The sequence below is a fragment of the Mesorhizobium comanense genome (assembly GCF_005503535.1).
Lineage (GTDB): Bacteria > Pseudomonadota > Alphaproteobacteria > Rhizobiales > Rhizobiaceae > Mesorhizobium > Mesorhizobium comanense.
Window position 1 is genome coordinate 1 of the sequence record NZ_SCNN01000043.1, and the last position, 26,003, is coordinate 26,003.

General features: G+C 59.2%; 26 protein-coding genes and 4 pseudogenes. 18 read left to right on the top strand and 12 right to left on the bottom strand.

The genetic code is table 11. The features are described from left to right. The 4 genes from FFS37_RS34155 to FFS37_RS34175 all read left to right on the top strand — a co-directional run. Positions 1-1,497, top strand: a 1,497-nt coding sequence (locus FFS37_RS34155; RefSeq protein ID WP_137935320.1) for a type IV secretory system conjugative DNA transfer family protein, incomplete at its 5' end; no start/stop codon positions are given. 920 nt (positions 1,498-2,417) lie between these two features. Beyond that, the gene (locus tag FFS37_RS36600) at positions 2,418-2,957 is read left to right on the top strand and encodes a helix-turn-helix domain-containing protein (protein ID WP_332313434.1); all 540 of its coding nucleotides are present in this window, start codon (positions 2,418-2,420) and stop codon (positions 2,955-2,957) included. Positions 2,958-3,080: 123 nt separating this feature from the next. Then, positions 3,081-3,377: a hypothetical protein gene (locus FFS37_RS34170; protein ID WP_137935322.1), complete on the top strand. Its 297-nt coding sequence runs from the start codon at positions 3,081-3,083 to the stop codon at positions 3,375-3,377. 71 nt (positions 3,378-3,448) lie between these two features. Further along, positions 3,449-3,634, top strand: coding sequence for a hypothetical protein (locus FFS37_RS34175; RefSeq protein ID WP_137935323.1), 186 nt, complete (start codon positions 3,449-3,451; stop codon positions 3,632-3,634). On the opposite strand, the gene FFS37_RS36550 is transcribed toward FFS37_RS34175, so the two are convergent. Continuing rightward, the gene (locus FFS37_RS36550; protein WP_137935324.1) at positions 3,631-3,837 is read right to left on the bottom strand and encodes a DUF2188 domain-containing protein; all 207 of its coding nucleotides are present in this window, start codon (positions 3,835-3,837) and stop codon (positions 3,631-3,633) included. The genes FFS37_RS34175 and FFS37_RS36550 overlap by 4 nt on opposite strands. Before the next feature lie 739 nt (positions 3,838-4,576). Here FFS37_RS36550 and FFS37_RS34185 point away from each other — a divergent pair. After that, complete coding sequence (locus FFS37_RS34185) at positions 4,577-4,861, top strand: hypothetical protein (protein ID WP_137935325.1); 285 nt, start codon at positions 4,577-4,579, stop codon at positions 4,859-4,861. 216 nt (positions 4,862-5,077) lie between these two features. Beyond that, entirely contained in the window at positions 5,078-5,383 is a 306-nt protein-coding gene (locus FFS37_RS34195; protein WP_137935327.1) for a hypothetical protein, read from the top strand. 3 nt (positions 5,384-5,386) lie between these two features. Here FFS37_RS34195 and FFS37_RS34200 read toward each other — a convergent pair whose 3' ends face one another. The 3 genes and pseudogenes from FFS37_RS34200 to FFS37_RS34210 form a co-directional block, all read right to left on the bottom strand. Beyond that, entirely contained in the window at positions 5,387-5,608 is a 222-nt protein-coding gene (locus FFS37_RS34200; protein WP_137935328.1) for a DUF768 domain-containing protein, read from the bottom strand. A gap of 40 nt (positions 5,609-5,648) precedes the next feature. Further along, positions 5,649-5,858, bottom strand: a complete 210-nt coding sequence (locus FFS37_RS34205; RefSeq protein ID WP_137935329.1) for a hypothetical protein — start codon at positions 5,856-5,858, stop codon at positions 5,649-5,651. A gap of 1 nt (position 5,859) precedes the next feature. Continuing rightward, positions 5,860-6,721, bottom strand: a pseudogene (locus FFS37_RS34210) (ATP-dependent DNA ligase). A 465-nt stretch (positions 6,722-7,186) separates the two neighbouring features. Here FFS37_RS34210 and FFS37_RS34215 point away from each other — a divergent pair. Further along, positions 7,187-7,399, top strand: a complete 213-nt coding sequence (locus tag FFS37_RS34215) for a hypothetical protein (protein WP_137935330.1) — start codon at positions 7,187-7,189, stop codon at positions 7,397-7,399. Positions 7,400-7,520: 121 nt separating this feature from the next. Here the strand turns inward: FFS37_RS34215 and FFS37_RS34220 are convergent, their stop codons facing one another. Together FFS37_RS34220 and FFS37_RS34230 are read right to left on the bottom strand one after the other, a co-directional pair. Next, on the bottom strand, positions 7,521-7,784 hold the full coding sequence (locus FFS37_RS34220) for a hypothetical protein (protein ID WP_232375891.1): 264 nt from the start codon (positions 7,782-7,784) through the stop codon (positions 7,521-7,523). Between the two features lie 373 nt (positions 7,785-8,157). Then, a pseudogene (locus FFS37_RS34230) lies at positions 8,158-8,778 on the bottom strand (GGDEF domain-containing protein); the annotation flags it as partial. 119 nt (positions 8,779-8,897) lie between these two features. Between FFS37_RS34230 and istA the strand changes: the two are divergent. The 8 genes and pseudogenes from istA (at position 8,898) to FFS37_RS34270 (ending at position 17,046) form a co-directional block, all read left to right on the top strand. Next, a complete protein-coding gene (istA, locus tag FFS37_RS34235; RefSeq protein ID WP_137935332.1) occupies positions 8,898-10,394 on the top strand; it encodes an IS21 family transposase in 1,497 nt (498 codons plus the stop codon). Further along, positions 10,391-11,113: an IS21-like element helper ATPase IstB gene (istB, locus tag FFS37_RS34240; protein ID WP_137935333.1), complete on the top strand. Its 723-nt coding sequence runs from the start codon at positions 10,391-10,393 to the stop codon at positions 11,111-11,113. Before istA ends, istB begins: the two co-directional genes overlap by 4 nt. Positions 11,114-11,285: 172 nt before the next feature. Beyond that, positions 11,286-12,116, top strand: a complete 831-nt coding sequence (locus FFS37_RS34245) for an ABC transporter ATP-binding protein (protein ID WP_269750976.1) — start codon at positions 11,286-11,288, stop codon at positions 12,114-12,116. A 20-nt stretch (positions 12,117-12,136) separates the two neighbouring features. Beyond that, positions 12,137-13,006, top strand: coding sequence for an ROK family protein (locus FFS37_RS34250; protein ID WP_171026544.1), 870 nt, complete (start codon positions 12,137-12,139; stop codon positions 13,004-13,006). Positions 13,007-13,022: 16 nt separating this feature from the next. Next, positions 13,023-14,105 (top strand): SIS domain-containing protein, encoded by a 1,083-nt coding sequence (locus tag FFS37_RS34255; protein ID WP_137935336.1) that lies wholly within the window; start codon positions 13,023-13,025, stop codon positions 14,103-14,105. A gap of 226 nt (positions 14,106-14,331) precedes the next feature. After that, positions 14,332-15,381 (top strand): annotated as a pseudogene (locus FFS37_RS34260) (extracellular solute-binding protein); the annotation flags it as partial. A 10-nt stretch (positions 15,382-15,391) separates the two neighbouring features. Continuing rightward, positions 15,392-16,267 carry a carbohydrate ABC transporter permease gene (locus FFS37_RS34265; RefSeq protein WP_137935338.1) on the top strand — a complete coding sequence of 292 codons (876 nt, stop codon included), beginning with the start codon at positions 15,392-15,394 and terminating at the stop codon, positions 16,265-16,267. A gap of 11 nt (positions 16,268-16,278) precedes the next feature. Beyond that, entirely contained in the window at positions 16,279-17,046 is a 768-nt protein-coding gene (locus FFS37_RS34270) for a carbohydrate ABC transporter permease (protein ID WP_137935339.1), read from the top strand. On the opposite strand, the gene FFS37_RS34275 is transcribed toward FFS37_RS34270, so the two are convergent. After that, a protein-coding gene (locus tag FFS37_RS34275; protein WP_408631473.1) for an IS3 family transposase occupies positions 17,036-18,276 on the bottom strand; the annotation gives its coding sequence in 2 pieces (ribosomal slippage) (positions 17,036-17,916 and positions 17,916-18,276; 1,242 coding nt in all). The genes FFS37_RS34270 and FFS37_RS34275 overlap by 11 nt on opposite strands. 189 nt (positions 18,277-18,465) lie before the next feature. On the opposite strand from FFS37_RS34275, the pseudogene FFS37_RS36370 reads away from it, so the two are divergent. Beyond that, positions 18,466-18,705: pseudogene (locus tag FFS37_RS36370) on the top strand (class II D-tagatose-bisphosphate aldolase non-catalytic subunit); the annotation flags it as partial. A 3-nt stretch (positions 18,706-18,708) separates the two neighbouring features. Here the strand turns inward: FFS37_RS36370 and FFS37_RS34285 are convergent. The 3 genes from FFS37_RS34285 to FFS37_RS34295 all read right to left on the bottom strand — a co-directional run bounded on the left by FFS37_RS34285 (position 18,709) and on the right by FFS37_RS34295 (position 23,585). Then, positions 18,709-19,962, bottom strand: a complete 1,254-nt coding sequence (locus tag FFS37_RS34285; protein ID WP_137935341.1) for an ROK family transcriptional regulator — start codon at positions 19,960-19,962, stop codon at positions 18,709-18,711. A 981-nt stretch (positions 19,963-20,943) separates the two neighbouring features. Further along, positions 20,944-23,181: a relaxase/mobilization nuclease domain-containing protein gene (locus FFS37_RS34290; protein ID WP_137935342.1), complete on the bottom strand. Its 2,238-nt coding sequence runs from the start codon at positions 23,179-23,181 to the stop codon at positions 20,944-20,946. After that, positions 23,178-23,585, bottom strand: a complete 408-nt coding sequence (locus tag FFS37_RS34295) for a MobC family plasmid mobilization relaxosome protein (RefSeq protein ID WP_137935343.1) — start codon at positions 23,583-23,585, stop codon at positions 23,178-23,180. Before FFS37_RS34295 ends, FFS37_RS34290 begins: the two co-directional genes overlap by 4 nt. Positions 23,586-24,047: 462 nt before the next feature. Here FFS37_RS34295 and FFS37_RS34300 point away from each other — a divergent pair, with 462 nt between their 5' ends. Next, entirely contained in the window at positions 24,048-24,728 is a 681-nt protein-coding gene (locus tag FFS37_RS34300; RefSeq protein ID WP_137935344.1) for a ParA family protein, read from the top strand. Next, on the top strand, positions 24,725-25,132 hold the full coding sequence (locus FFS37_RS34305; RefSeq protein ID WP_137935345.1) for a hypothetical protein: 408 nt from the start codon (positions 24,725-24,727) through the stop codon (positions 25,130-25,132). Before FFS37_RS34300 ends, FFS37_RS34305 begins: the two co-directional genes overlap by 4 nt. A 115-nt stretch (positions 25,133-25,247) precedes the next feature. Here the strand turns inward: FFS37_RS34305 and FFS37_RS34310 are convergent, their stop codons facing one another. Together FFS37_RS34310 and FFS37_RS34315 are read right to left on the bottom strand one after the other, a co-directional pair. Further along, complete coding sequence (locus FFS37_RS34310) at positions 25,248-25,586, bottom strand: hypothetical protein (protein WP_137935346.1); 339 nt, start codon at positions 25,584-25,586, stop codon at positions 25,248-25,250. 57 nt (positions 25,587-25,643) lie between these two features. Continuing rightward, positions 25,644-25,967, bottom strand: coding sequence for a DUF736 domain-containing protein (locus FFS37_RS34315; protein WP_006205585.1), 324 nt, complete (start codon positions 25,965-25,967; stop codon positions 25,644-25,646). Positions 25,968-26,003 lie beyond the last annotated feature (36 nt).

Below are 26,003 nucleotides of genomic sequence, written 5' to 3' on the forward strand. Positions count from 1 at the left end.
GGCAATACCGCATGCTACAATCCGATGGACTTCATCTCGCTGGACTCAGCACAGCGCGACATCGACCTTCGCAACATCGCTGCGGCTCTGTTTCCGCGCCCCCCTTCGAACGCCGATCCTTATTGGGTCAACGACGCCCGCCTCCTTTTTACCGGCATCGCGTCCTTCGTCATGGAATCGCCTGCGATCCCGAACGAGAAGAAGACCTTTGCCACAATCCTCGAGATCATGAACGGTACCGAGCAGCCGCTCCTCGAGTTTATCGGATCGCTACGCGAGGAACGCCGCCGCGAATGCTCGCATTTCACGCTGCAAACCCTGTTGCCGTACTTCGAAATGTCTGAGCGGCAGTTTTCCGGAATCTACGCCGGCGTGCGGACCGGCATGGCCCCCTTTCTCAACGAGCGCCTGATGCGAGCTACCTCGCGCAGCACATTCGACATTCGCAATCTGAAGCGCGACCGGATCTCTCTTTATCTCGACGTGCGGCGCGAGCAAATCACCTCGCTTGGACCGTTGTTCAACGTCCTGATCACGCAGATGATGAACTTCATGTCGGAGACTATGCCGCGTCCGGACGAGCATTCGGTGCTTGTGCTGCTCGACGAGTTCCAGAACCTCGGCAAGCTCGAGAACGTGACCGAAATGGCGAGCGTGCTCGGCGGCAACGGCGTTTCCATGTGGTTTTTCGTGCAGTCGCTGAAGGCTGTAGACGAGATCTATCGCCAGGAGGGGCGCAAGACGCTCATTAACGCTGCTCGCGTGCAGATCTTTTTCGGTGCGCAGGACGCGGACGATCTGCGCTACGTTTCCGAGCAGCTCGGCGAAACGTCGGACGTGCAGAAGGACGTGACGCGCACCAAGGCAACGTTGTTCGACACTTATTACACCCGCTCGGAGCACCGCAAGGTAGTGCGGCGGCCCCTGATGCGGCCAGATGAAATCCGTACGCTGGACAAAAACAAGGTCATCATTTTGCCGCGCGGCGAACTGCCGATCCTCGGCACCCGCAACTTCTATTTCGCCGACGGCCAGCTCGCCAAACGTGCGTCCATGCCCCTGCCCGCCTCGATCGACGCTTCGCGCACGAAAAGCCCTGCATTGGACGCTTCCGCGGCGGTTCCATCTCCTGCGCTCCCGACGATTGTGCCGGCAGCACCCGCGTACCGCTCGGGCCTTATGCAAACCCGCTTGCGGCGCGGCGCGACATTTGCCGCAAAGGCAGGCCGTATAGCTCCGCCGCCGGGCCGGCGCGCAATCGTAAAAGAACGGCCGAAAACAACAAACGCTGCAGCCGTGCCGGCTTATGCCGCCGTGGATTTTTCCGCGTTGGCGGCCAAAGCAGTGACAACACGCATAGCTCCCGAAAAAGAGGCGGCGGTTGCGGCGATCCTAAACAAGATGCGGTCTCTCCGGGCCCACGCATCCGATATCGAGGCTTTCGATAGGAGTTTGAGCGTCGTCGAAGATACTTTGCCTGATCTAGTCGATGGGTAGGCTAGCATTCCGATGCGGTAATAGGTCATTGTCTACCGTGACCTTGTCGCACACGTCATGGCGGCGGAGGACATTGCCGCGCGTTTCGGGCAGTGCCGAGGTCTCAATCGAGTTCAAGCGCAAACCCCGCATCGACCGCGCTTCGCGCAAGCGCGAGCGTGGGCATCTCCGGCCCGGGGAGCCACTTACCACGCTTAATGCGTTGTAATCGCTAGATTTTCCATAAACCGCCTACAGCCCTCCCCGCTTTTTCTCCCCGCTTTCGGAACGCCTTGCCGCGCATCCGCTCTCTTGACCAATCCGTTAAACTGTTCCTGCGCATATTAGCAATCACGAAACAAAGTGCGCCGACTATGTTGCCCGCGTCGAATCAATGGGTGCTGCCATGCAAAGCGACTTCGCCGCAGCGCGCGAATTGCTGGAATGCGTGCAAAACAGGCTGTGCGGGGACGACGAGACAAGTCGCAGCGTCCGCGCGAAGCTTGACGTCTTAATCGAAGAAATTGCTGCCGCTGAATTCCAGAAGGCACCATCGCCAATAGTACCGTTTCCGCGAACCCGGCCGCCGAGGCCCAGTCGGTAGACCCTGCACTGAGAGTGCCGCCCGCCCAACGTGAGGGGGGCTCAGAATCGCCGGGCGAGCGGCTGCCGCCCGTCAGGTTGGGGTAGAAGTTGCCTGATCTCTCGAGCGGCGTGCCGCCGGAGGGGGCGGCGGCGTCCCATTATAGCACAAAACCCAGCGCTAGGTAGGAATTGTCGTTGAACACGGCGGCTGCGCCCCAATCACCAGACTCCACATGAAAGTGCCGCCCGGCCAGCCTGCGAAGGCTCAACTTCAACAGACCGGCCGGACGGCTGCCGCTCTGTCGCGCAATAGCGGCACCATCACCATACAGTAAAAAGCCCGCACGAGGCGGGCCTTGTCTGCCGTCAACGCGAAACTGCGTTCACGTGACAGGATACGACCAACTCTCGTAGACCTCGAATTCAGCGCTCGTCCCTGCGGCGTAGATGTCTGCCAAGAACGTCTCGGCATCAGGCGTGTTGGTGAATTGCATTATCACACGCACTGGCCGCCCACGCTCGTCCAGGCGCATCACCGCAGCGCCCTGGTAGATTCTGCGGTTCTCGATCTCGTTAACTGTGTGTGTGTTCATGCTTGGCTCCTCGTTGCGTTTGACTCATCAACCGAATATGTTGATACGAAAGACGCAAGCACGCGTCAACAGAAAATGTCGATAGAAATGACACCTCCGCAATGCCGAGCCGCCCGCGCCCTTCTTGATTGGACGCAACTGGGACTAGCTAGCGCGTCTCGTCTAAGCCTTTCGACGATTGTCGATTTTGAGAAACAACGCCGGAAGACCATCTCGGAAGATGCAAAAGCCGCCATCCGCACCGCCCTCGAGACGGCCGGCGTCGAGTTCATCAATGGTACAGGCGTAAAGCTGCGGACATAATGCGAATATGCCCGTTTGCCTTTTCCACAGCGGAAAAAAGGCGAAAACGCCTATTTATAACAATGCGTTGACGACATGATTGGCGCGTGGAATCCATCGGCAATCATGAACGAGCCAAAGACCATGACCAACGCCGCCCTCGATCGTTTGCCGCTGTTTCCAACCGATCTAGAAATCGCCACAGCAATTGTCGGCAAGACGAAGGCTGACTACTGGCGGAAGGCTGTTCTGCCGTCGTTGGAGAAAAGCGGCTTTCCTGCCGTAGATCCCCTGCACGAAGCTCGCGCCGTACCCTTGGTCAAGCGATTCTATGACGCCTATTTCGGCATAACTGCGGGCATCGCCATCGCAAAGCCCGACGGAGAGGAAAGATTGGGGCAGTGGCGGAAGCGAAACAAAGCTAAAAATACCCCTCGCTGAGATCCACACCTGACCATTTCCGCATGACAAATCGTGGTGTGGCGAAGTTAGCTCGGAAGTATGGGCTCTGCATGATCAACGGTCGCGTGATGACATTCACCGATGCGGACGTCGAAGGCATTAGGGACGCGATGCGACTGGTGCCGGAGAAGCCGCGGCGCCTGAAGGTTACGCCGTCGTTATCCGACTATCAGCTTCGCCAGAGCCTCATGAAGTTGACACGCAAAAAGAAGAAACCTGGCCGCGATGGGGCTTAAGGTTTCCGCCACTTGTCCGGTTTGCCGACATCGGTATAGCGCACGCGCTCCACAAGCGGCTGAGTGCCTGGATTTAGCTCGCGAGCGCGCTCAATAGCCTCCTTCTGTGTTGGAAGCACTGCACTGGCGCGTTCTGAGTTGGGCCTCCGCACAGCGTAGTCACCCTGCTCCCTCCGTTCTACAAACAGTCTGTCCTTCGCCATATTGCGGTCTCCTTTAGTGGCACACCCCAACCACCATTGGTTGGGTATGATATGCCCAGAGACACAACATATACGATTCCCGCTAAGAACACAACAGGAACACACCAGCCGCAGAGACTAGCGCCAGTGCCTGTCACTCGATCGAATGACGCGCCGTCTAGAATCAGCTATCGCTAATGCGCGGCGGACCCAAATCCCGCCAGGCCGGCGCCTTTTCAGGCAACCTCCCATCATCGAGGGGCGCCGGCCAACTTTGCTTTCCCGGCGAGGATTTTTGTATGAGCCGTTTGACGATGTGGGTTGCCCTGATCGCTGTGGGGCTTGGAGTTCTCTACCTCCTACAGTCGAGAGGACTGATTGCGTTTTAGGAACCGGCGATAGCAGCTTCCCGCGATCACAGACCGAGCGGGCTGGCGGACGTCTTTCATTTCACCGATTAAGCAGCGGCACCATTGAATCTGAATTGGCTGTGTGCCACAATTTGTCGTTGGCAGTCCCGCCAGCACCCCATATCACCTGCCCGGCCGGTCTTCAAAACCGTGTCGGGCTTTTTGTTGTAGTCGTTGTTTTGCGCCGGATCCCGTGCCGCCAAGTGCTTGCGTGCATCGAGAATACGGGAGACGGCCACCCGCCCTCCATTTTGGGCATGCATCAACGCGCACCTTTCGGCCACGTGATCAAGGGGTATTGACTCTTCTGTTCTCTTTTCGTTCACTGTGGACAAATTGGAGACGCATCCATGAAACCGATGATGATCGCGACCGAGTCAGAACAGCCTGAGATTTACGCCACGGTAAGGCGTGAGCTGCCCGCCATTCACCGGGCGGTGAACAAGATGGGCAAGCAATTCCGCGGGCTGTCCGATGTCAGCCAAAAGCAAGCGATCGCCGAATTGACGGCGGCGTGGATCTTGGCAAACTATCCCGAAGACCTCGATCTGGCATTGTCGCTTTCAGATGCGATACGCCACCAGACTGATATCTATCTGAGGGAGAGTAAAAAGAAGCCTGGCGCCCGCCACTGATGAGTGATGAGCCCGCTAGGCTTGCCGAAGGCATGACGCCCGCTCCTCGAGACCGTGTCGCAACCTTGGACCATTTCTGCGAACGTTCCGGCTGCGGGAAGATTGGCGGTTGGGGCTTCGCGAAGCCGCGCCAAATTTCGCATTGGTTCTGCTTCGAACATCGGGCGGACGGTGAGCGGTACCTGTGACTGGCCCTTACACTAAGGCTCACAAATTTTGCCGACCGATTTGAAACTGAAGTGGGCCAAGACGTGGATCGACCACGAGAACGATTTCGTGGCGATCGATAGGCGCATGAAGGGCGGCACCGTTGGCAGGATTTACACGTTCGAAAACGGCCCTACCAAGGGGAAATGGTTCTGGACATTGACGGCGCACGGAAAGGGATTGGCGGCCGCCGAGGGCCAGACACGCGGCTATGCCGAATCGGCGAGAGAGGCCGGTGCCGAGGTCGAGCGAGCTTGGTTTTCCCGAGCGCGCGAAGTACCAGCCGACGCGCCGGACGGCTCGGTTGGTTCCTGAGATTTATTCAGGAGCGCCAGCGTCATGATAGACGATCGCGTCTAGAACGACCTCGTAGACGCTGCCCGTCGCTTCCTCGATTTCGGTGATGCTGATCCCACATGCCTTGGCATCGGCGAACAGTTTTTGAGTGAGTTCCGCAACCGATATTACATCGGCGCCAACCGTCCCGGGGACATTGTTGGCAATCCACTGCTGCAAGAAGTTAATGCCGCGCGTGCTCATGCACCACAAGCTCGAAAATGGCGTTTGGTTCCTTGGCGATCTAACGGCCTAACGGCTGCTTAGAAAGCAAAACCAACTCGGCTTCGTCGACGACCCCGGCCATATAATTAGCGATGATCCGAGACGCCAGCCTGCTCTGAGACTCGGCTGATTGACTAGGGGTTTTCATCTGCGCGAAAACCCGCCCCAACAAGGCCAATTCGGCAGAATCAAAAATCCCGGCATCCATGGCTTTTCGTCTGATAGGCATGCTAATCCTCCTCTCGAAAATCCTGCAGGGAAGCATGGCGCAGATCTTCCTCGCCGCGCAAATGCCTTCACCCGACCGACCAGCCCGGGCTTGACCCATTTCGTCGCCGGTCGCTTCATGCCTTCAGGTGCTGGCCAAGGATGTTCTTGAACCCTCTTCCACAAGCGCTCTCGGATCGCGCGGCTGGAGTTGATGAAAGCAGAGCCGACATACCGACCAGTTTTGCGATCGGCCATCAGCGCGAACGCTGGCTTGCCGGGCTCACGCTCTACGCCGAGCAGATCATATTCGTCCACCGAATAGCATTTCGCCTTCAGCCAGTTGGTCGATGGGCCGCTGCGGTACTTGCTGCTGCGTATTTTTGACACCACTCCTTCAAGCCCCGCCTTGTCGACGAGATGGAAGATGCTGGCCGCGTTCCCAGGCAGCGGCTCGCTGAACTGGATACGCCCGCCAGGCTCTATCATGCCGGCAAGGATCTCGCGCCGATCTTCCAGGGCCATATCGCGCAGATCGTGGCCATTGAGGTGCAGGAGATCGAACGCGACAAAGTACAGGTCGTGCTGCCGGCGGGTGATCGCCTTGCGCAGTTCCGCGAAGTCGGACAGGCCCTTGTCGTTGAGCACAATGATCTCGCCGTCGACGATCGCGCTTTCGGCGCCGAGGCTTGCCGCCTCCTTCACCAGGTCGCGATATTTCGCCGTCCAGTCATGCCCGTTACGGGTGTAGATCCTGGTGCCGTCCTCGTCGATGACGAGCTGCGAGCGGTAGCCGTCGAACTTGACCTCATGAATCCAGTCTTCACCCTCCGGCGGCTTCTCCACAAGGGTAGGCATCAATGGCTCGATGAACTTCAAACGCATGAACTGACTCGCAAAAACGAAATTCAATCAGTTTTCGCTAAAATAGTTCCAAAACGCAAAAAACCCGCCCCGGCGTGAGCCGAGACGGGCCATTCGACCAAGCGCACCTGTGAGAGGAACAGGCTCCGGCAGAACGTCAATCGAAGCAACCTGTTCCATGCCGCAAACAAAAAAGAAGCGCATGAACGCCGCCCAACAAAGGAAAGCCCGCCTCGGGTGCGCGGGACCGAGACGGGCCTGGTGTCATCGTCATGACCTGCTTGAGGGAAACAGGCTCCGGCAGAACTCCGGTGCGTCACCGAGGTTCCACCTCCATGCAAAAAAGCCCGCTACCGTAAAGGTGGCAGCGGGCAGGTTCTGGAGTCGCTGGGATCAACCAGCGTATGGTCAACGAGCGTCGGAGAGCTTGGTTGCGAAGCAAAGCCGACAGCTTGCAGGCCCGCAAAAATTTCCTATTCTGCCGAAATGACCAACATCAAAGCCGCCAAAATCGACAAAGACAGCTATCGTGTAGCCATGGAACTTGGCAACAAAATACCTTTGATCGCGAAACCGTGCGGAACGGAATTGGCGTTCGAGGCTTATGGGGCCATCAGTACACGCGAGACGAACTTTTATCAGTGGCTGTCGAACAGTGCCACAGGCCGCCGCAGCAGAGGTCATCCGGCCGCGAGCTGATTGAAAAAACTTTTGCAGACGCCAAAGCTCTCGACATCTGCATCAACGAGATAGCGGAGACACGAAGAGCATCTACGATGCTGGACGCGATTGTTCATCACGATGCCGACCCAGAAACTGACTATCGCCGTTTTGGCATCTCACGGCGGAGCTGCAACTCGATCGTGTTTATGGCCCTGCTCAACACGCCGACGGCCTCAAGGTTCAGCGCGACGTCAACGTCCCCCGTCGAAGTTTCAAAGGTGAGAATTCCGACCGTGGCGCCGCCATCGGTCAGCATCCCGACCTTCATGCCCGTGGGCTTGTGGGGCGGCTTTTTCGGCATACTCTTCCCTTCCTGGTGTCGTCCGGCGTTGGCGGCGGCGGTGAAAAGATAGCTATTCATCGCATTAATGATCGCTTCGGCATCGTCAAATGCTCACCGCGACGTAAAGGGCACCAGCATCGATGCTCAGCATCCGGATTCCGATCGAGCTGCGGCTTCTGAAAGCCTTGTTGCGACGCCGATGCCCGTCAGCCTTAACATTGGTCATCGGTTCATCGGTTCGCGGTCTTCGTCGATCATTGGTGTCGAGCCTCCCGCCAAGGCTCTACGATCAATAGCTGCTGCCGACATGCCGGGCAAGGCGACCCGGCACAACATGCTTGCGAAAGCGGAATGTAGTCGCGGCAAAGTTCGCCGCTATTGTCGCTCGGCCGATGTGATGATGGTCTACGGCGTCGGTCCAGCTATCGCGTCGCGGACCTGCTCGACCGCATCACCGTGTCGACTGAATGTGTTTGCGCCCGGAGGCCTCCGGCCTGTTAAGCATCACCCGGTTGCGGCCAGTTTGCTTGGCAAGATAGAGGGCGGTATCCGCGTGACGCTGTAACTGCTCCGGTGAGATGGCCTCGTCAGTCGTCTGAACTGCAACTCCAATGCTGAGTGTGACGCGGCGCGACACGCGGGATGCAGGGTTGGGCAAACCGGCGTCCTCGACACTCTTGCGAATTCTCTCGGCCACAGAGACGGCCCCTTCCTCATCCACTGCGGGCAGGAGTACGAGGAATTCTTCGCCGCCGTAGCGGGCTACATGATCGCGATCTCGCCTCACGTTTTCCTGGATGATCCTGGCGACCTCGACCAGACAGCGATCTCCCTCGGCATGGCCGAGGTGGTCGTTCAGCTTCTTGAAGTCGTCAATGTCGCACATCAGCATGGCGGCACCGTCGGGGCATTTTCTGCCACCAACCCATAGGTGGTCGAGCGTTTCCGTCATCCAGCGCCGGTTGGCGATGCCGGTGAGTGGATCGGTACGCGCCAGGAGTTCCAGCCGATCGTTCGCTTCCGCCAGTTCCGCGACCCTGCGCCGGTCACGAAGCTCAAACAGGAAAGTCTGAGAGCGGCGGTGCAAAATTAGTCCACGGTAGCGGCGGGATCGTCCCGCTTCGGGCGGCGTAAAAGTCGTCCACCTATTTTCCTTCTGCAACGACGGCAGGAGGGTTGGGGATCTACACCGTGGAATTATATCTGAAGGTTCGGCTGGCTTGTTCTGAAGGAATGAGCCGGCGTCAGGCTGCAAAGCATTTCAACATATCGCGCGATAGCGTGGCCAAGATGATGTCGTATTCGACGCCGCCCGGCTATCAGCGTCAGTCCCCGATCCGGCGGCCCAAGCTGGATGCGTTTGTTTCGACGATCGATCACTGGCTTGATGAGGACATGAAGGTGCCGCGCAAGCAGCGCCATACGGCCAAGCGGGTGTTCGACCGTCTTCGTGACGAGTGCGGATTCACCGGCGGCTATACGATCATCAAGGATTACATGCGCGAGCGGGATCAGCGTCGCCAGGAGGTGTTCGTGCCGCTGGCGCATCCGCCAGGGCATGCGCAGGCCGATTTCGGCGAGGCGATGGTGGTGATCGGTGGTGTGGAGCGGAAGGCGCACTTCTTCGTGTTGGATCTGCCGCATAGCGACGGCTGCTATGTACGGGCCTATCCGGCGGCAGTGTCGGAGGCCTGGGTCGATGGCCACATCCATGCGTTCGCCTTCTTCGGGGCCGTGCCGCAGTCGATCGTCTACGACAACGACCGGTGCCTTGTGGCCAAGATCCTGCCCGACGGCACCCGCAAGCGGGCCACGCTGTTCAGCGGCTTCCTATCCCACTACCTGATCCGGGATCGCTATGGCCGTCCGGGCAAAGGCAACGACAAGGGGAACGTCGAGGGGCTTGTCGGCTATGCCCGTCGCAACTTCATGGTGCCGATCCCGCAGTTTGCGACATGGGAGATGTTCAACGCCTGGCTTGAAGAACAATGCCGCAAGCGCCAGCGCGACAGGCTGCGCGGCGAGAACGAGACAATCGGGGAACGGCTACAGCGCGATCTGGCCGCGATGCGCGCGTTGCCGGCCTCGCCCTTCGATGCCTGTGATCAGGCCAGCGCCAAGGTAACGGCCCAGTCGCTCGTGCGTTACAAGACCAACGACTATTCCGTCCCGGTCGCCTACGGCCATCAGGACGTATGGGTCCGGGGTTATGTCGACGAGGTGGTGATCGGCTGCCGCGGCGAGATCATCGCCCGCCATACGCGGAGCTGGGAGCGGGAAGACGTCGTCTTCGACCCACTCCATTACCTGCCGCTGATCGAACAGAAGATCAATGCGCTGGATCAGGCAGCGCCTCTCCAGGGCTGGAACCTGCCCGAAGAGTTCGCCACGCTGCGCCGCTTGATGGAAGGCCGCATGGCAAAACATGGCCGGCGTGAATACGTGCAGGTTCTTCGCCTGCTGGAGAGCTTCGAGCTTGCGGACCTGCATGCGGCAGTGAAGCAGGCCCTTCAACTCGGAGCAATCGGCTTCGACGCGGTCAAGCATCTGATCCTGTGCCGGGTGGAGCGCCGGCCGCCGCGACTGGACCTGTCCATCTACCCATACCTGCCGAGGGCGACGGTCGAGACGACATCGGCGAAGGCGTATATGCGACTGCTTTCCGCGCATGGGGAGGAAGCGGCATGAGCACTGACATGCCCGAGATCCTGCTCTCCCATTATCTCAAAACCCTCAAGCTTCCGACCTTCCAGCGCGAGTACCAGAAGCTGGCTCGACTATGCGCCACCGAGGGCATCGATCATGTCGGATACCTCACCCGGCTTTCCGAAAGGGAGATGATCGAACGGGATCGCCGCAAGGTCGAGCGCCGCATCAAGGCGGCAAAGTTCCCGGTCGTCAAAAGCCTGGACAGCTTCGACTTCACCGCCATCCCGAAGCTCAACAAGATGCAGGTGCTGGAACTGGCGCGTTGCGAGTGGATCGAGCGTCGCGAGAACGTCATTGCGCTTGGTCCCAGCGGCACGGGAAAGACCCATGTGGCGCTCGGCCTCGGCTTGGCTGCATGCCAGAAGGGCCTGTCCGTCGGCTTCACCACTGCCGCCGCGCTGGTCAGCGAGATGATGGAGGCGCGCGACGAGCGGCGTCTGCTCCGTTTCCAGAAGCAGATGGCAGCCTGCCAGCTTCTCATCATCGATGAGCTGGGCTTCGTGCCGCTCTCCAAAACCGGCGCGGAATTGCTGTTCGAGCTGATCTCGCAACGCTACGAACGGGGTGCCACCCTGATCACCAGCAATCTTCCGTTTGACGAATGGACGGAAACCCTGGGGTCCGAGCGTCTGACCGGCGCGCTGCTCGACCGCATCACCCACCACGTCAACATTCTCGAGATGAATGGCGACAGCTAGCGTCTCGCGCAAAGTCGCGCCCGAAAGGCCGGCTGAAACCCCTCTCAAAAGATCGCCGCGCACGCATGAGACCCCCGCTCGGGCTACGCCCTCCCGGCGCTCTTATGCGCGCGCCGAACGTGGCCTGGTTTTACACCGCCGCGTGGCCTGATTTTACTCCGCGGTTGACAATATCGCCTTCGTTTTCCAAAACTACGCGCTTTATCCTCACATGACTGTGCGCGAGAATCTCGGCTTCTCACTCCTGATGCGGCGGGTACCCGCTGCGGAAGCCCAGCAACTCCTCAGTGCGGCGGTCGCATCGTTGGGTATTGAAGGCTTGCTTGAACGCTATCCGCGCGAATTGTCAGGCGGACAACGTCAGCGTGTCGCCATGGGGCGCGCGATCGTTCGCAATCCAAAGGTTTTCCTCTTCGATGAGCCGCTATCTAATCTCGATGCCGAGCTTCGTGTGCACATGCGCGCTGAGATTCGGGAGCTCCACAATCGGCTCGGTGCGACCACCATCTATGTGACGCACGATCAGGTCGAGGCGATGACGATGTCAGACAAGATCGTCGTCATGCGCGATGGAAAGATCGAGCAGACAGGAGCGCCCCTCGATCTTTATGACCATCCAGAAAACACATTCGTGGCCAGCTTCATCGGCTCGCCGTCAATGAACATCTTCCCTGTCACGATCGGAGAAAATGGCTCGATTAAGCTATCTGACGGGACGGCATTGGCCATACATGCGCCACTTCCCGCCGGTGCCGAAATGCTTTGCGGGGTTCGTCCCGAGCACATCCACCTGAGCGATAGTGGGATGCATGCTTTTGCACGTCTCGTTGAAATGCAAGGGGCTGAAACACTGATCCGGGCGAGCGTCGGCCCGTTGGATTTAGTGATTGTCGTTCACAAGCGCCTCTCGATCGCTCCTGGCGATTCCATCCATGTCGCCTTCGATCCATTGCGAATCCAATTTTTCGATCCGCAAACCAAGAAGCGGGCCAGCTTTCAATGACGTTAGACGAGTCTTCCCTCATGAATGAATCTGCTGCCGAAGCGCCTTTGCTCGGCATCGACATTGGCGGCACCAAGATTCTCGGTGGACTGGTTTCGCGCCGGGGCGAGGTCCTGTTCGAGCACAGGGTTCCCACGCGTCGCCAACATCTCCTCGCAGATCTTGTCGAAGTTGCCAGGATCATCACGGCCGAAGCGGGCCATGGCCCACGCAGCATCGGTATAGGAACCACCGGCTACATCGATCGGGTGAACGGGGTACTGGTCCAGTCCATGAATATGAACATTGGCGACGTCCCGATCGCTCAGGCGCTGTCGGACGCGACTGGATTGCCTGTCCTTGTCGAGAACGACGTACACGCGGCGACGATCGGTGAAATCCACTTCGGAGCCGGGCGATCGCACAGGGACTTCGTCGTGTTCAATGCGGGCACAGGCCTCGCCACAGGCATGGTGTTCAATGGCAAGCTCCATCGCGGCGCCAGCAACCACGCCGGTGAGAACGGTCACATTAGCTCGGACCAGAGTAGGACCACGCTGTGTCATTGCGGGCTGAGCGGCTGCACAGAGAGATTGATACACGAGGTACGCGCTGGCGCCGAGACGGTGCCCGCCTATCTGCCGCGTATTGAGCCGCCGGCCAGGAAGGAACACGGATATCTCGCACTTAGCCTTATTCAACTGGTCAATCTTCTCAATCCTGCCGCGGTCGTGCTGTGCGGCGGGATGTTCACCAGCGATCCCGCCTCAACCAACTGGGTCCGCCGTGCCGTAGCCGCACATGCGCTTCCCCATACCCTCAAGGGGCTGACGGAAATCGAACTTTCCCGCACGGCTCCCTTTACGGGCCTGGTGGGCGCCGCCGCTCTCGCCCTCGAAGCCAACGTCTAGTCCTGGAGCCGCAGCCATGTCCACACAGATGCTGAAATCGATTCTCGAACAGCCCGAAGCGTTCAAACGGCTGCTCGCTGCAGGACTCCGGGCAGAAGCATTGGTGGCCGCATTCCGAGCCCGTAAAGTTCGCAAGGTCTGGATGGTCGGATCTGGCACATCTCTTTTTGCCGCCATGATCGCCTCCCGCTCGTGGGAACGGGAACTCGGCATCGACTGCGAGGCGATAAGCTCTCTCGAATTTCTTGAAGAACCAGGATCTGGCGGGCTCGGGCCGGAGGTCATGATGCTGGCCATCTCTCAGAGCGGCGCATCCCTAATCCTTCTGGAAGGCGTCAGACACGCGAACGACGCCGGCGCTCTCACTGCGGTCGTGACCGCCCACCCAAAGGCGCCAATCTCGCTCGAGGCCAACTTCATCGTCGAGACGCATACCGGGCCGGAAACCAATATGGGCAAGACGAAAGGCTTCACCACAACCGCCTTCGCGGCCGTTCTGCTCGGACGGCGCATCGCGATTCATGCGGATTCCGACGCTGATGCCGCCTTGCGGGCACGATATCAGGGATTGCCCGCAGCCGTGGCGGAGACGATCGAAAGCAGCCGTTCAGTCGTCGCCAAGGCCGCGCAGAGGTTTCGCGACGCTGACGCGCTCTTTATCGTCGGCGCCGGCAGTCAGGTTCCTGCGGCATTGGAAGGCGCCCTGAAAATTCTGGAAGTCGCAAAGATGCCGGTCATCGCCAAGGAATTGGAGGAGATGATGCACGGCCCGTACAATGGTATCGGTGCAACCACTGGCATTGTACTTGCGGCAGATAAAATCGGCCAGCCTCATCGGCTTAAGGCCCTCGTCGAGGGCGCAAAGCTGATCGGCACGGCCTTTGTCGGTATTGCTGCCGACCAGGAGGTTGCGGGTGACTGCGGTCTGTTCGACCTCGTGCTGCCTCCCAATGATGATGAAGCGGTGAGAGCGGTGTTGGGCGTCATCCCCCTGCAGCTCCTCGCACACGATCTCGCTGCTGCGCGCGGCGCACCGATCGATACGGCGCGCTATCCGCAGCTCTATTCGGTCTTCGCATCGAAGAGCATCTACAAATGAGCGGGCGAGCGCTCATCCCACCAACAGAGGGTAAAGCCATGACAAGAATGCGCATCATCTCGTTGATTGGAATGTCCGCCTTGGCGACGAGCGCGGTAGTCTTCTCTGCCTCGGCGAAAACCGAACTCCACGTCATAGTCGCACATTACGCGACCACACGCTACCCACCTTCCAGCACGCGGCAGCGCGCTTTGAGGCTGCTCATCCCGATGTCCATGTCAATGTCGAAGACGTCAGCTGGGACAATCTCCAGCAGCGACTTGCGACTGACATCGCAGGCGGGACAGCCCCGGATGTGTCGATTATTGCCACCCGTTGGATTATGGACTATGTCCAAAACGGCATCGCCGCGCCGCTCGACGACTACATCAAGCCAGAATTTCGCAGTCGCTTTTACGAGAATCTTCTCGCGCCCGGCATCATCGGCGGAAAGACTTTTATCCTGCCGATCGGTGCCTCAACCCGCGCTCTCTATTACAACAAGGACCTTTATCAGAAGGCAGGCGTCGCCGCTGTTCCGAAGACATGGGACGAACTAAAAGCCGCCTCGGAGAAGATCAAGACAAATGGTGGTGGTGCGTACGGGTTCGGGATCCAAGGCAAGGAGATCGAAACTGATACCTATTGGTATTATCCTTTCTGGGCATACGGCGGTGAGATCGTCCAGGACGGCAAGTCCGGCATAGCGAGCGATGCCGGTATCAAGGCGACCGAACTTTACAAATCCTTCATCGATGCTGGGCTCAGCCAACCAAGCCCGACGGGCTCGAACCGGCAAGATGTCGAAACTCTCTTCAAGCAGGGTCGTGTTGGCGCCATCATCACTGGACCGTGGCTGCGCGGTCAGATCGCGACGGAAGCGCCAAACCTGAATTACGGCTTGGCGGAGACCCCGGCAGGAACGAAGCATGCAACCTGGGCCGGCACCGACAGCGTAATGCTGTTCAACTCGAGCCAGAACAAGGCCATCGCTTGGCAGTTCATCGAAGAGGGCGTTTTCTCGCCTGAGACGCACATGGAACTGACCTTGACGGAAGGCCAACTACCGGCGCTGAAGGAGACGATGAAAGACCCCCGGCTCGCCAACGATGCGTCGATCAAGACATTCGCAGACATGCTGCCTATTGCTAAGTTCGCACCTCCTCTGCCGCAATGGGAAAAGGTCGTGGCGACCACCACATCGGCACTGCAGAAGGTCTATCTTGGCCAGGCCGACGCCAAGAGCGCACTCAAGTCCGCAGCTACCGAAATTAACGGCTTGATCGCCCAGCAATAACGGATGGACCATGTCGCGTTCCCGCCTGCTCCTGCCATTGGCCATGCTGGTGCCGAGCCTTGCGTTAACTCTTTGGATCATCGGCTATCCGATGGTCGATCTGGCGCGCATGTCGGTGCATCACGTCAATCGCTTCGGGCAGGTGGGAACCTTCATCGGCTACTTGAACTTTTCTCAGGTCCTCGACGACCCTCTTTTCTGGGCCAGCTTCTGGCGGACGGTTATCTGGACGGTTTGTGTCACGGGCGGCACCATTCTTGTCTCCATCCCCGTAGCGCTGATCCTCAGCCAGGATTTTGCAGGACGCAGCCTCGCGCGTCTGATTGTTCTGCTGCCGTGGGCCGTGTCGGCGACTATAACGGGAATCGTCTGGCGCTGGACGCTCAACGGGCAGTTCGGCATGCTCAACGCATTGCTGATTAAATTTAGGTTGGTCGATCAGCCGGTCGAGTTTCTCGCCACGGGTGAAGTGGCCTTCCCCGTCGCCATCCTCATTGGCATTCTTGCTGCGTTGCCGTTAACGGTCGTCATCTTTCTTGGGGCATTCTCCTCTCAGCCCAGCGAGATTTTCGACGCCGCGCACATCGACGGAGCAGGACCGCTGTCCACGTTCCGCTATATGACGCTGCCTCTGATCAGGCCGTTCATCAACATTGCGATCGTGCTCAATGTCATCTACGCCTTCAATAGCTTCGGGATCATCTGGATCCTTACCCAAGGAGGCCCTGCGAACAGCACCGACATCCTGGTCACCTATGTCTACAAGGTTGCTTTCCAGTACGGACAGATGGCCGAAGCCTCGGCCATGTCGCTGATGATGCTGGCTTTTCTGCTGGTATTCTGCGTGCTTTACGCGCGCTTCGCAATCCGCGAGCAGGCTTGGTGAGGAGGACGGCCGTGACGCGAGCGCAACGAACAATCTTGTATTGGCTGCTTCTGTCGCCTCTGCTCGTCCTTATTCTCCTGCCTTACGTGGTCATGCTTTCTACCGCGCTGAAGCCGGCGTCGGAGGTCTTTACCTTCCCGCCGCAGTGGCTGCCACAAAATATCGACTTTTCCAATTTCACAGTCATATGGAACAAGATCGACTTTGCGCGCGCCTTGATGAACAGCCTCTACGTCAGCGTGGGAGCGACCGTTCTCACGCTCGCTCTCGCAATTCCGGCGGCCTATGCAATGGTCCGCTCGAACTTGCCTGGAAAAGGACCGTTGCGTCTGTTTCTGCTGCTCACCCAAATGATCTCGCCGGTGGTTCTAATTATTGGCATTTTTCGCATGATGGCAGCACAAGGCTTGGTCAATGATCATCTCTCCCTTATAATGGCGTATTCCGGCTTCAGCGTGGCGTTTGCGGTCTGGATGCTACAATCCTATTTCGAGACAATTCCACGTGAGATCGAGGAAGCAGCGCATATCGACGGTGCGAATTGGTTTGCCGTTCTTTGGCGCATTTTTCTCCCGTTGGCCATGCCCGCAATAGGGGTGACCGCCATCTTCACGTTCATTGCGGCTTGGACTGATTTTATCCTTGCCTTCACGCTGCTCCGTACTCCCGAGAAGCTCACAGCTACGATGAAGCTCTTCTATCTGGTCAGCGGCACCTACCACGTCGATGGAGTGGACCCCGTTTCACCGGACAGCCGGCGGTTGGGTTTTAGGCACTGAGGCGGATGAACTCACGGGGCGATTTGAAGTTCAGTCCTGAGTGCGGATGGGATTCACAATAGTCCTCGAACCAGTCCGGTAGCAAGGCGAGGATGGTGTCTGTATCGGGCAGGATGTGGGTCGCGGCGTAGTCACGTTTGAGGGTTTTGACGAAGGACTCGGACATTCCGTTGCTCTGCGGACTCCGAACCGGCGTGAAGAGCAGGGTCAGCCCGAGGGCGGCGGCGGTTTGGGCGGTCTGGCGGGCGATATAGGCACTGCCGTTGTCGGAGAGCCATTCCACCCGATGGGCTGTTCTGGTGCTGCCGAAACGGCGCTCGACCGATGTGATCATGAGATCGCACACCATTTCGGCCGCGATCCCGGCATTGGCCACGGCCAACCAGCCGATTATTTCGCGATCACAGGCATCGATGACAAACAGCACCCTGACCACCTGGCCATCGCGAGCCCGGATCTCCAGATGGTCCGAGCACCAGCGGACGTTGGATCGCAAGGCTACGACGACACCGTCATGGGTTCGTCCCGGACGGTGAGCCGTGTGACGCTGCAGCGTCAGATGGTGCTGGCGCATGACCCGCAACACTCGCTTGGCATTGACCGTCGGCTCGCTAACAAGTCGGCGTTGCCGATTGACCAATGCGGTGACGCGCCGATAGCCGTAGGTCGGACGCTTGTCGATGATCGACCTGATCTCGGCCAGCAGTTCGGCATCGTCTGGCTTGCGATAGGGACCACGCGGGACAGCCGACGTAGCGGCGCGCTCGATCAGGTTGGAGCGGGCGACACCCAAGGTTCTGGCAATGACGCTCATCGGGAACCGTCCTCGGGATCGTTCCAGGACACCAAGGGCAAGGTGTGTTTTTTTGGGCGAGCGACCTCGATGGCTTCCTTGAGGATTTCGTTCTCCATGGTCTTGCGGCCGAGCATACGCTCGAGATCGCGGACGCGTTTCTCGAGTTCACGGACCCTGGAGGCCGCCACAACGTCTTCGTCGGCTTCCACAGCGGCATGACCGCCTTCGAGCATGCGGCGTTTCCAGGCAAAGAGCTGGGAGGGAGAAATGCCCACGCGCCGGGCAATATAGGAAACGCTCATGCCAGGCTGCATGGCTTCTTCAACCAGCCTGACCTTCTCGGCCACCGACCAGCGGCGGCGGCGTTGCACTGAGGTAATGACTTCTACCCGGCTGAACGGGACATCGGAGGCTTTGGACATAGTCGTACTCATAGGCGTATGCCTATGCCTTATCGGCTATGCCAACTGTCCGGTCAAAAAGGGGTGCGCTCCAGTCGACTGGAACGAGGTGATGGCCGCAACGCTGGTCACCACCGTTCCGATTGCCGCCATTTTCCTGCTTCTGCAGAGGCAGATTGTCGGCGGGCTGGCGCTGGGCGCCGTGAAGTAGCGCCTTACTACCACGGTTCGGATGAACACGAGCGCGTGCAGCGGCACTTTAGTTACAGCGATCGCATTCGCTATTACTGGCCGCTGCCGGACGCGCCCGTATGGATATGCGCTATTGGAACGGTTTGGAGATTCGTTGTTGCTACAGACACTGATCAGCCAATTCCTTGCCAGGTACTACGTGGATGTGGAAGGCACGGTGCAGCCCACCGCACGCCGACTGATAGCAGCATCGGTCCAATCAGTTCTTAATAACTATGGCCGGGCCACGCTCGCGGGCTGAAACCGGTCAATTGCGGCGGGTACGCTCGAAACGACATTCTTCTTGAAGAGAAGCGAGAAGCTTGCGCTAGTCGCATCGAAAAGAGCCAGTGAAGCAGCGCCCAACGCAGGGATGGCGGGGCCGATGCTCGATTTTACGATGCGCGACGCCCCATCTTCCCGACGGCTCGCGACACTGCGCGGCAAAGGCTCGATCCGCGCCATGATTGCATCAAGAAGAGGCTCGGGAATGATCCCACCAAGCAGGATTGTCTCGGGATCGAATATATTCTCCAGATTGATAATCGCCGTCGTCAGATGAATTGCCGCCGAATCGATCCAATGCAAAATCCTAGGATCGCCGTCATCGAAAGCGCGTAGGAGTGCCTCCTGCGTATTGGCGTTGTCGGCGCGGTGTTCGATAGCCCGAAGAGCCGACACCATTGAGGTATATTGCTCAAGGCAGCCGCGATTTCCGCACGAGCACAACCTTCCGCCCGCTTCCACAATCATGTGGCCGAATTCGCTTGCTCTTCCTCGGCTGCCGCGAAAAGGCTGCCCTGAATTGATTATGCTGCCCCCAATACCGACACCGAAATAGATATAAACGAAGTCACGAAACTTGCGCCCTTTGCCATAGAAAGCTTCACCGATCGCGGCAGCCCGCGCATCGTTGTCGGTAAATATCGGGATACCGAGCATCGGCTCCAACTGGCGTTCGAATGGAAAGCCATACCAGTGCGATGTAAAATCATCGAAGGCAAGACCGACGAAATTTCCATGTGTCGTCAGCCCGGTCATGGCAATGCCCGCTCCGAGGATACGGTCAACGGGAAGAGGTGTCTGCTTGCGCAGCGTTGTTATGGAAGAGGCTATTCGCGGCAGAACAGACTCTGGCGACGTATCGTAGAGCCGGTCTTCTAATTCGTCCAACAGGTTGCCGGCGATATCGACCAAAACGGTGAAAATCCTTCGATTGTCAATGGAAACGCCAAAGGCGTAACCCCCTTTCGGATTGAGGCGCAGGTCGGCTGGAGGTTGCCCGCGACCGTTGCCCGACCGGCGTTCCGCGACGACAAGCCCGACCTCAGTCAAGGCGGCTGAGATGTTCGATATCGTTTGGGGCGCCAGACCTGTCAATCTCGTCAGTTCGGCTCGGGAGAGAGCGCCATGCACCCGGATAGCCTCGAGGACGAGCCTGCGATTATACGCGTGTCCTTGATCGAGATTAGTGCCGCCAAAACTCATAGCTCGTCGACCTTGTTATGAAACGCGCTTATCACGTGCGATCTTACTACGCCAAGATAAAGCTGTGTCATACGTCCTCAGTGAGAAACCATGGTTGCCGGAAGAAAACCGGGCGGCTAGCCTGGAGACCATGGCTGATGGTGGCCCATTAACGCCTCTTTTCAGGGCGAAGGTCATCCCGGTACGGTCGGCCGATAGCGGATCGCGGACGATCCGCGGCGGCTCGTGCTGGCGCTTGATGCCTGTCGCCATGACCCTCATCATAGAAGCCCCGCATCCCGTAGGGCTTCAGCAGCCCATCAATTCCAGAACCGACCGCCCTTCTGAACATCTTCTCGGACGGATTGAAGAGGACGGTTCTAGGCACTGCGGACAAGGCCAGTACGGGGCCAGGGATTAACGTTGAAGGTCTGTTTCCTGAGTTCGCCATGTGGAACGCAGGTCTCTCCCGCGACGACTGGAAAGCCATGGACGTGATCTCGGAAATTCAGGACTACGGTACCGTCAGTTGGAGCGGCCGAAACTTGAACGGAATCTTTGTTAAGACGACCGTGAAAATGTCAAGCGCGCAGCGCGGGCAGTACAAGGACGAATGCTTCGTGTTTGGTGCCGTTGTCGACAACGAGTCAAGATGGTTCGCAATCCATATGAGTCAAAGTGTGATGCGGATACGTCCGCCAACTGGGCAGTCGGGCACGAACTCAAAAGTCTTTGGGTCGCGAATTAAGCCCGGGTGATATGGCCCTTCTTCAGGGAGCTCTCATCGAGCGATATGACCCGACGCTCCCGATGGGTTTCCACTTCGTCTGCTTCTGTGAAACAGCGACCTCCCAGGGTGTTCACTGGCAATGTCAGCTCTCGGGGAGCGATAGATGCAGCTTCTACGGCCGAGATGGCATTACTGCCATACAGCCTGATTGTTCTGTGACGAATCCGTCGTTTTGATAGACCACCGCGCGAGGACGCTAGGTTGGCCCTTGCTCAGCGCTCGTAATCATTGTCGTTCGAGCGCTGCGTCTTTTTGTCCTGCTCTTCAGCCTGCTGAGCTTTCTCCTTTTTGGCATCCTTCTGCTTGGCTCTCTCCTGCTCGGTGCCGGTGCGCGGCTGCTCCGGCTGGCGGGGATCGTCCCGGGTTGGAAGGTCTCGTCCTCGCGCCTCGCGCTCGGGGATCGGCTCGCCACCGCCACCACCCCGACGCTGTTGCTGCCGCTCGAATTGCAGCCGTGCGAGACGGTCGTGCATCTTGTCGTTGACCTCGTCACGATACTGTTCGAACTGCCCTTTTTGCGCCGGCGGCAGCGTTTCGCGGATATTGTCGAGAGCCTGATTGACGCGGGCCATCTGACGCCGCATTTCCAAGGGGGTTTGCGCCATATCCAAATCTCCTATCAGTGCATTTAATTCTCTCATACCGGGATGGGACAGGAAAGACTTCTGACCCGTTTGATCAGCTCCGCGACCCGCGGCAGGACCTGGCTGCCCCTCCCCTGCTCGATCGCGACGGAACCGCAGAACATTGTTGCCGATCGACTCCGCTGCCGTGAGAGCCTGACCGACTACGCCCGCCGTCCGCATCGTCGTCACAGTCTTTTGCCATGCGGCAGCTATTGCTTCGCCGTTTACGACAAGAGATTGTCCATCCAAACGGCGTTGCCGTTTGGCCTCCACTCGCTCGATCGTCCTGGCGCTGACCCGGTAGCGCGGATCGCTCTGGGCGCGGCTGTAGGCCCCGGCGTGCTCCTTCGTGAAGGGCCGCGTCATCGCATGGTCCATGCGCCGCGTCGCCACCATCGCAATGCCGTTCTCGCGTGCCTTTTCCGCAAATGTCTCGCGCCAGGCGGCCAGATCTGGCTTGTAGAATTTCAGGCGCTCGCCGTCGGCTGACCTTGCCTGCACCATCGCATGGATATGGACGTGCTTGGTGTCCTTGTGATGCGCCAGGACGAACTTGTATCCTGGCGCGTGCTCCTCGAGCACGGCGCGCGCCGCGGCCATGACGGCGTTGGCATCGGTGCCGGCTCTTGCCGAGAAAAGTAGGTGATAGGCGTTTCGGCGCTCACGCCCCGAAAACTGCGGGCGCCATTGTTCGTAGACTGAAGCCGCCGCCTTCGTGGCATTCTTCGCCCCAAGGACAGGCTCACCATTTGCGTGGCGGACCTGGCTGTGGGTGCGGATGAACTTCTGCAAAAAGTATTTCGCTTTGGGCTCACGGCTGACGGCCGCCGTTACCTCTGCCTTGGCGACCACCCCCGCCGCGCCCATGGCTTCAGACAAGCGCACCTCTATCTTGTCGGGCGCCTTGCTCCGCGAATTTTCCCGACCGCCGGCCAGGACTCTTGCAAGCGGTCCGGCCCGCTCATCGGTGTGCGCGTAAACCTGCACCGTCTGTCCATCCTGCGCATAGATGAAAGGTTTTGAACCGAAGGCCTTGTTCAGCGCCTCGCTCAAGGCGGCATCGGTGACCTCGCCGGCGAGCTCGAAACGAACCTCCAGGAAATTGGTGTTTTCCAGGGGCGGTTCGAACGTCTGGCAAAACGTCTCCAGGAACGCTTTTCGTGCGCCGCCTGTCGCAAGGATCTGCCCGTGCTCGTCAAAGATCTCGATGTCGTGTTTCTCGCCTTTTTCGTCCTCGCGCTTTCCGATGTAATTGAGCAGCCGGGCGGCGGCTTCCTTGGTCGATGGCGGATTGGGCATAACCTTGAACACAGCAGGCTGCGCGCCCGCCGCATAGCCTGCCCGTGCCGCCACGGCCCGCGCCTGATAGACCGCCCGCGCCGCTCGTCCTGTACCGCTTAGACGACCCCCACCACGGCCGCCGCCACCGCCGCCGCCGCGCCGCTTCCAATCTTCCTCCTCTTCCGGCCGGAAACCCGCGAGCGTGGCGCCATAGACCATGATCGACGCGCTAGCGGCCTTGGGCGAGCTCGCAGCTATGAACTTCGGAGTCCCGCTGGAGACGGAGCTCCCCATCACTCCTGTCCCTGCCGGCGACGAACGAGGGGCGTTCCTGCCGCCTGCTATTGTCGACCCGGCTTGTCCTTGGCCCAGCCGTCCGCCGCCAAGGGTCCGCTGAGAGCTCTTCATTGCCTGGAATTCGCCGGCCTCGCGTCGGGCCCCCGCCAGGAACTTGTCGTCGTCCATCTCCTCACGCTTCACGCCGGCAGCGCCCCGCAGATAGCGTTCGATCTCGGCCGCGTAGCCAGCAAGACGACCGCTCATGGCTTGGCCTTCCTCGCCTTGCGGGACCCGACGGTCATCGCCTTCAGTTCCTCGCGAAACTGCCGCACGAGGTCGCCCACGGCGATCAGCGCCTGCTCAAGATCCTCATCCTGGGCAACTCGGCCGTCGTTCATGGCGCGCACGGCCTGATTGAAATTTATGCCAACGCGCCGCAGCTGATCGGTCATGTCCACGATCGCCGGTCGCAACGCCTCTGATGCAACAGGCAGGTGCCCCGCCTCTGCCCGCACCAGACGCCGGACGACCTCGCTGACGGTTACGCCGTCCCGCCCGGCAACGGCTTTGAGGCCGACCAGCTCGTCAGCCGAAAACCGGATGTGCGTCACCTCGCCATAGCGTCCTGACGCGCTCTTCACCGCTGGTTTCTGGGCGTCTGCATCCATCTCTCAAGCCCGCTTGCGGGCGCTAAGGCCCGCCAGGGCCGCGCCGCCTATTTTGTGTGTATCACAAAATAGGCTATCCTGCCAATAGAAAGAGCGGACGTCCCTCCACGCCGCTAGCCCAGTTTTCAACTCCAGACCGCCGGCGCGCAACGTCGCAATGTTTCCACCGTGATTTGTTGTGATGTGTCCATGTTGCGTTGAAGACTTGTCTCCATGTTAACATGGAGACATCCGAGCCGTTCGCAGACGGGTATCGGCCCACCGGATCCGCTGATCACTGAAGATAGCAGCGCGCAAAAATTGCGCCTGCGATCGAGTCTTTATGATGCGCGCTTGGGTTGCCAAACCGGTTCGGCCCGTTGACTATGTCACCATGTTTCGACCGTGACATCATCTCATGTGTCCATGATGACTTGTTAACATGGATACATGGAGACAGCGTAGCGCCGGAAGGAGGCCACCATGATCATCACCGCTGCGATCCCCAAGGGCGGCACTGGCAAATCAACGCTGCTACGCACCCTCGCATCCGTCGCGCTGCATCGGGGTTATTCGGTCAGTCTTATAGATGGCGATCGGCGGCAGAACATGAACCGCTGGTTCCAGATGCTGGGCGACGCTGGCAACCGTCCTGACAGGCTCCAGCTGGTAAGCGCGATGACCCCGCAGGAAATCCTCGACGCCGCCGTTATTCACAACGGCGAGCGCTCCGTCGTATTGATCGATACGGAAGGCACCACGAATGACAACCTCATGGCCGGGCTCTTCGCGGCCGATATCGTAGTCGTGCCGGTCTATTTTGCCCTCGACGATGTGACCGCCGCCATCCAGATCACCGACCACTACATTCCGCTGGCGGTCGAGAGCCGAGGCAGACCGCTGCCTGCGGTCTTCGTGCTGACCAAGCAGACCATCATCGATGGCAGGGCACGAGCCCTGATCGAACTGCGCTCCATCATCCAGGCCAACGGCACGCCGATTGCAGAACACGTCCTGCACAATCGTGTTGCCTACCGCGACCTACAGACCGGGCAGACCCTTTACAGCCCCGCGGTGCCCGATGCGAAGGCAGTTGCCGAGAGCGAAGGAGTCTTCGACGACCTTCTGCAAACTTTCATCGAAGCCACAAGGAATGCGGCATGAGTGAAGAAACCGCGACGAAACCCGCTGACGACAAGAAAGCCCGCATGATGAAGGCGATTTCCACGCAGCCGCCGGCGCTGCCGAGCATGTTCATCACACCGAAGGTGGAGACGTCAGGGACCAAGGAGCAAGCTCCGCCACAGGTGCAGGAACCGACAAAGCCGTCCCCGGCAGTCGGGCCCGATTTCCGCAAGCTGCTGCGACAGGGCCAGAAAAAGGACCCCATCGCCGGAAAGAAGATTCGCGAGGAGGAAATGGTTCGCTGCGGGTACTATCTGACGGCCGTGGAGCAGCGCCAGTTCAAATTGCTGGCGATCAGCAATGGGCACAGCATGACCGAACTGCTGCGAAAGGCTGTCCAGGACTATATCCGCATTCATAAGCACAAACTGCCGAAGGAATAATCGGCGGTTTGGAGTCGCTGTCTCTTGCTGTAGCGGGTGATGTTCGTGGCTCTTTTGCAACGTGCAAAAAAAAGGCCGCGACGGAACACTCCGTCGCGGCCCTGGGACGTGTTGCCTACTTGGGTTGGTTGAGGTGTTTCAGCACCTGGCCGAAGATTGTGTCTCGCACCGGACGCCCGCAGGCTGCCGCTTTGTCGTCGACCAGCTTTGCGGCCAGTTTGGGCGACAGCGGCATGAAGTCGTAGCCGTGTGAGATGGCAGCGCGGTGAAGATCCTCAAGCGTTTCGAAAGCGCGATCGTGGGTGCCGAGCCAAAGACCGGGCTCGTCGGTTTCTTCGTGCGGGAACGCTTGAAGGAAGTAGGTTCGAAGTGGCGGGTCGTAGCCGATGACAGCGTCTGGATCCGAGCGGACTTTTCCGGTGGTACCAGTGACAGTGATGGTGTGGCGGCTCATTGCAACCTCCTTTTTGCCGGTGGGAGCCGGCCCCTCGAGGGGCCGGCCACCGATGCCTCACTGGGGGTTGTTCCAGAGGATGACCTTCTTGTTTTCCTCGCCACCCGGGGCCGGAGCGAGGTTGCCGAAGATGACGCCGATCTCGGGGGCTTCCAGCTTGACCGAGAGGTATTCCTCGCCCGAACGCTGGGAGATGCGGTGCCAGCCGGCTCCGATCTCGAAGCCCGTGCGCTTGTTGACGATCCGGTAGTCGGGGGCGTCCTCGCGCGACTTGTTGGTGTTCGGAATGAGGGTGATCGGGGCATTGACCCGGAGCGTGGCAAAGACGCCTTCCATCGAGCCGTCGGCCTTGGTGGTGAGGTTTGCGATCGTGGTGGCCATGGTAGTTCTCCTTCGGTTGCATCGGGACCATTCCCG

Coding starts and splice junctions, on each gene's coding strand:
- FFS37_RS34315 (WP_006205585.1), bottom strand. CDS start 25,967: ATGGCCACCACGATCGCAAACCTCACCACCAAGGCCGACGGCTCGATG.
- FFS37_RS34185 (WP_137935325.1), top strand. CDS start 4,577: ATGAAACCGATGATGATCGCGACCGAGTCAGAACAGCCTGAGATTTAC.
- FFS37_RS34205 (WP_137935329.1), bottom strand. CDS start 5,858: ATGCCTATCAGACGAAAAGCCATGGATGCCGGGATTTTTGATTCTGCC.
- FFS37_RS34295 (WP_137935343.1), bottom strand. CDS start 23,585: ATGGATGCAGACGCCCAGAAACCAGCGGTGAAGAGCGCGTCAGGACGC.
- FFS37_RS34220 (WP_232375891.1), bottom strand. CDS start 7,784: ATGAATAGCTATCTTTTCACCGCCGCCGCCAACGCCGGACGACACCAG.
- FFS37_RS34310 (WP_137935346.1), bottom strand. CDS start 25,586: ATGAGCCGCCACACCATCACTGTCACTGGTACCACCGGAAAAGTCCGC.
- FFS37_RS34200 (WP_137935328.1), bottom strand. CDS start 5,608: ATGAGCACGCGCGGCATTAACTTCTTGCAGCAGTGGATTGCCAACAAT.
- FFS37_RS34265 (WP_137935338.1), top strand. CDS start 15,392: ATGTCGCGTTCCCGCCTGCTCCTGCCATTGGCCATGCTGGTGCCGAGC.
- FFS37_RS34170 (WP_137935322.1), top strand. CDS start 3,081: ATGACCAACGCCGCCCTCGATCGTTTGCCGCTGTTTCCAACCGATCTA.
- FFS37_RS34290 (WP_137935342.1), bottom strand. CDS start 23,181: ATGAGCGGTCGTCTTGCTGGCTACGCGGCCGAGATCGAACGCTATCTG.
- FFS37_RS34255 (WP_137935336.1), top strand. CDS start 13,023: ATGTCCACACAGATGCTGAAATCGATTCTCGAACAGCCCGAAGCGTTC.
- FFS37_RS34215 (WP_137935330.1), top strand. CDS start 7,187: ATGACCAACATCAAAGCCGCCAAAATCGACAAAGACAGCTATCGTGTA.
- FFS37_RS34250 (WP_171026544.1), top strand. CDS start 12,137: ATGAATGAATCTGCTGCCGAAGCGCCTTTGCTCGGCATCGACATTGGC.
- istB (WP_137935333.1), top strand. CDS start 10,391: ATGAGCACTGACATGCCCGAGATCCTGCTCTCCCATTATCTCAAAACC.
- FFS37_RS34285 (WP_137935341.1), bottom strand. CDS start 19,962: ATGAGTTTTGGCGGCACTAATCTCGATCAAGGACACGCGTATAATCGC.
- FFS37_RS34300 (WP_137935344.1), top strand. CDS start 24,048: ATGATCATCACCGCTGCGATCCCCAAGGGCGGCACTGGCAAATCAACG.
- FFS37_RS34305 (WP_137935345.1), top strand. CDS start 24,725: ATGAGTGAAGAAACCGCGACGAAACCCGCTGACGACAAGAAAGCCCGC.
- FFS37_RS36550 (WP_137935324.1), bottom strand. CDS start 3,837: ATGGCGAAGGACAGACTGTTTGTAGAACGGAGGGAGCAGGGTGACTAC.
- FFS37_RS34175 (WP_137935323.1), top strand. CDS start 3,449: ATGATCAACGGTCGCGTGATGACATTCACCGATGCGGACGTCGAAGGC.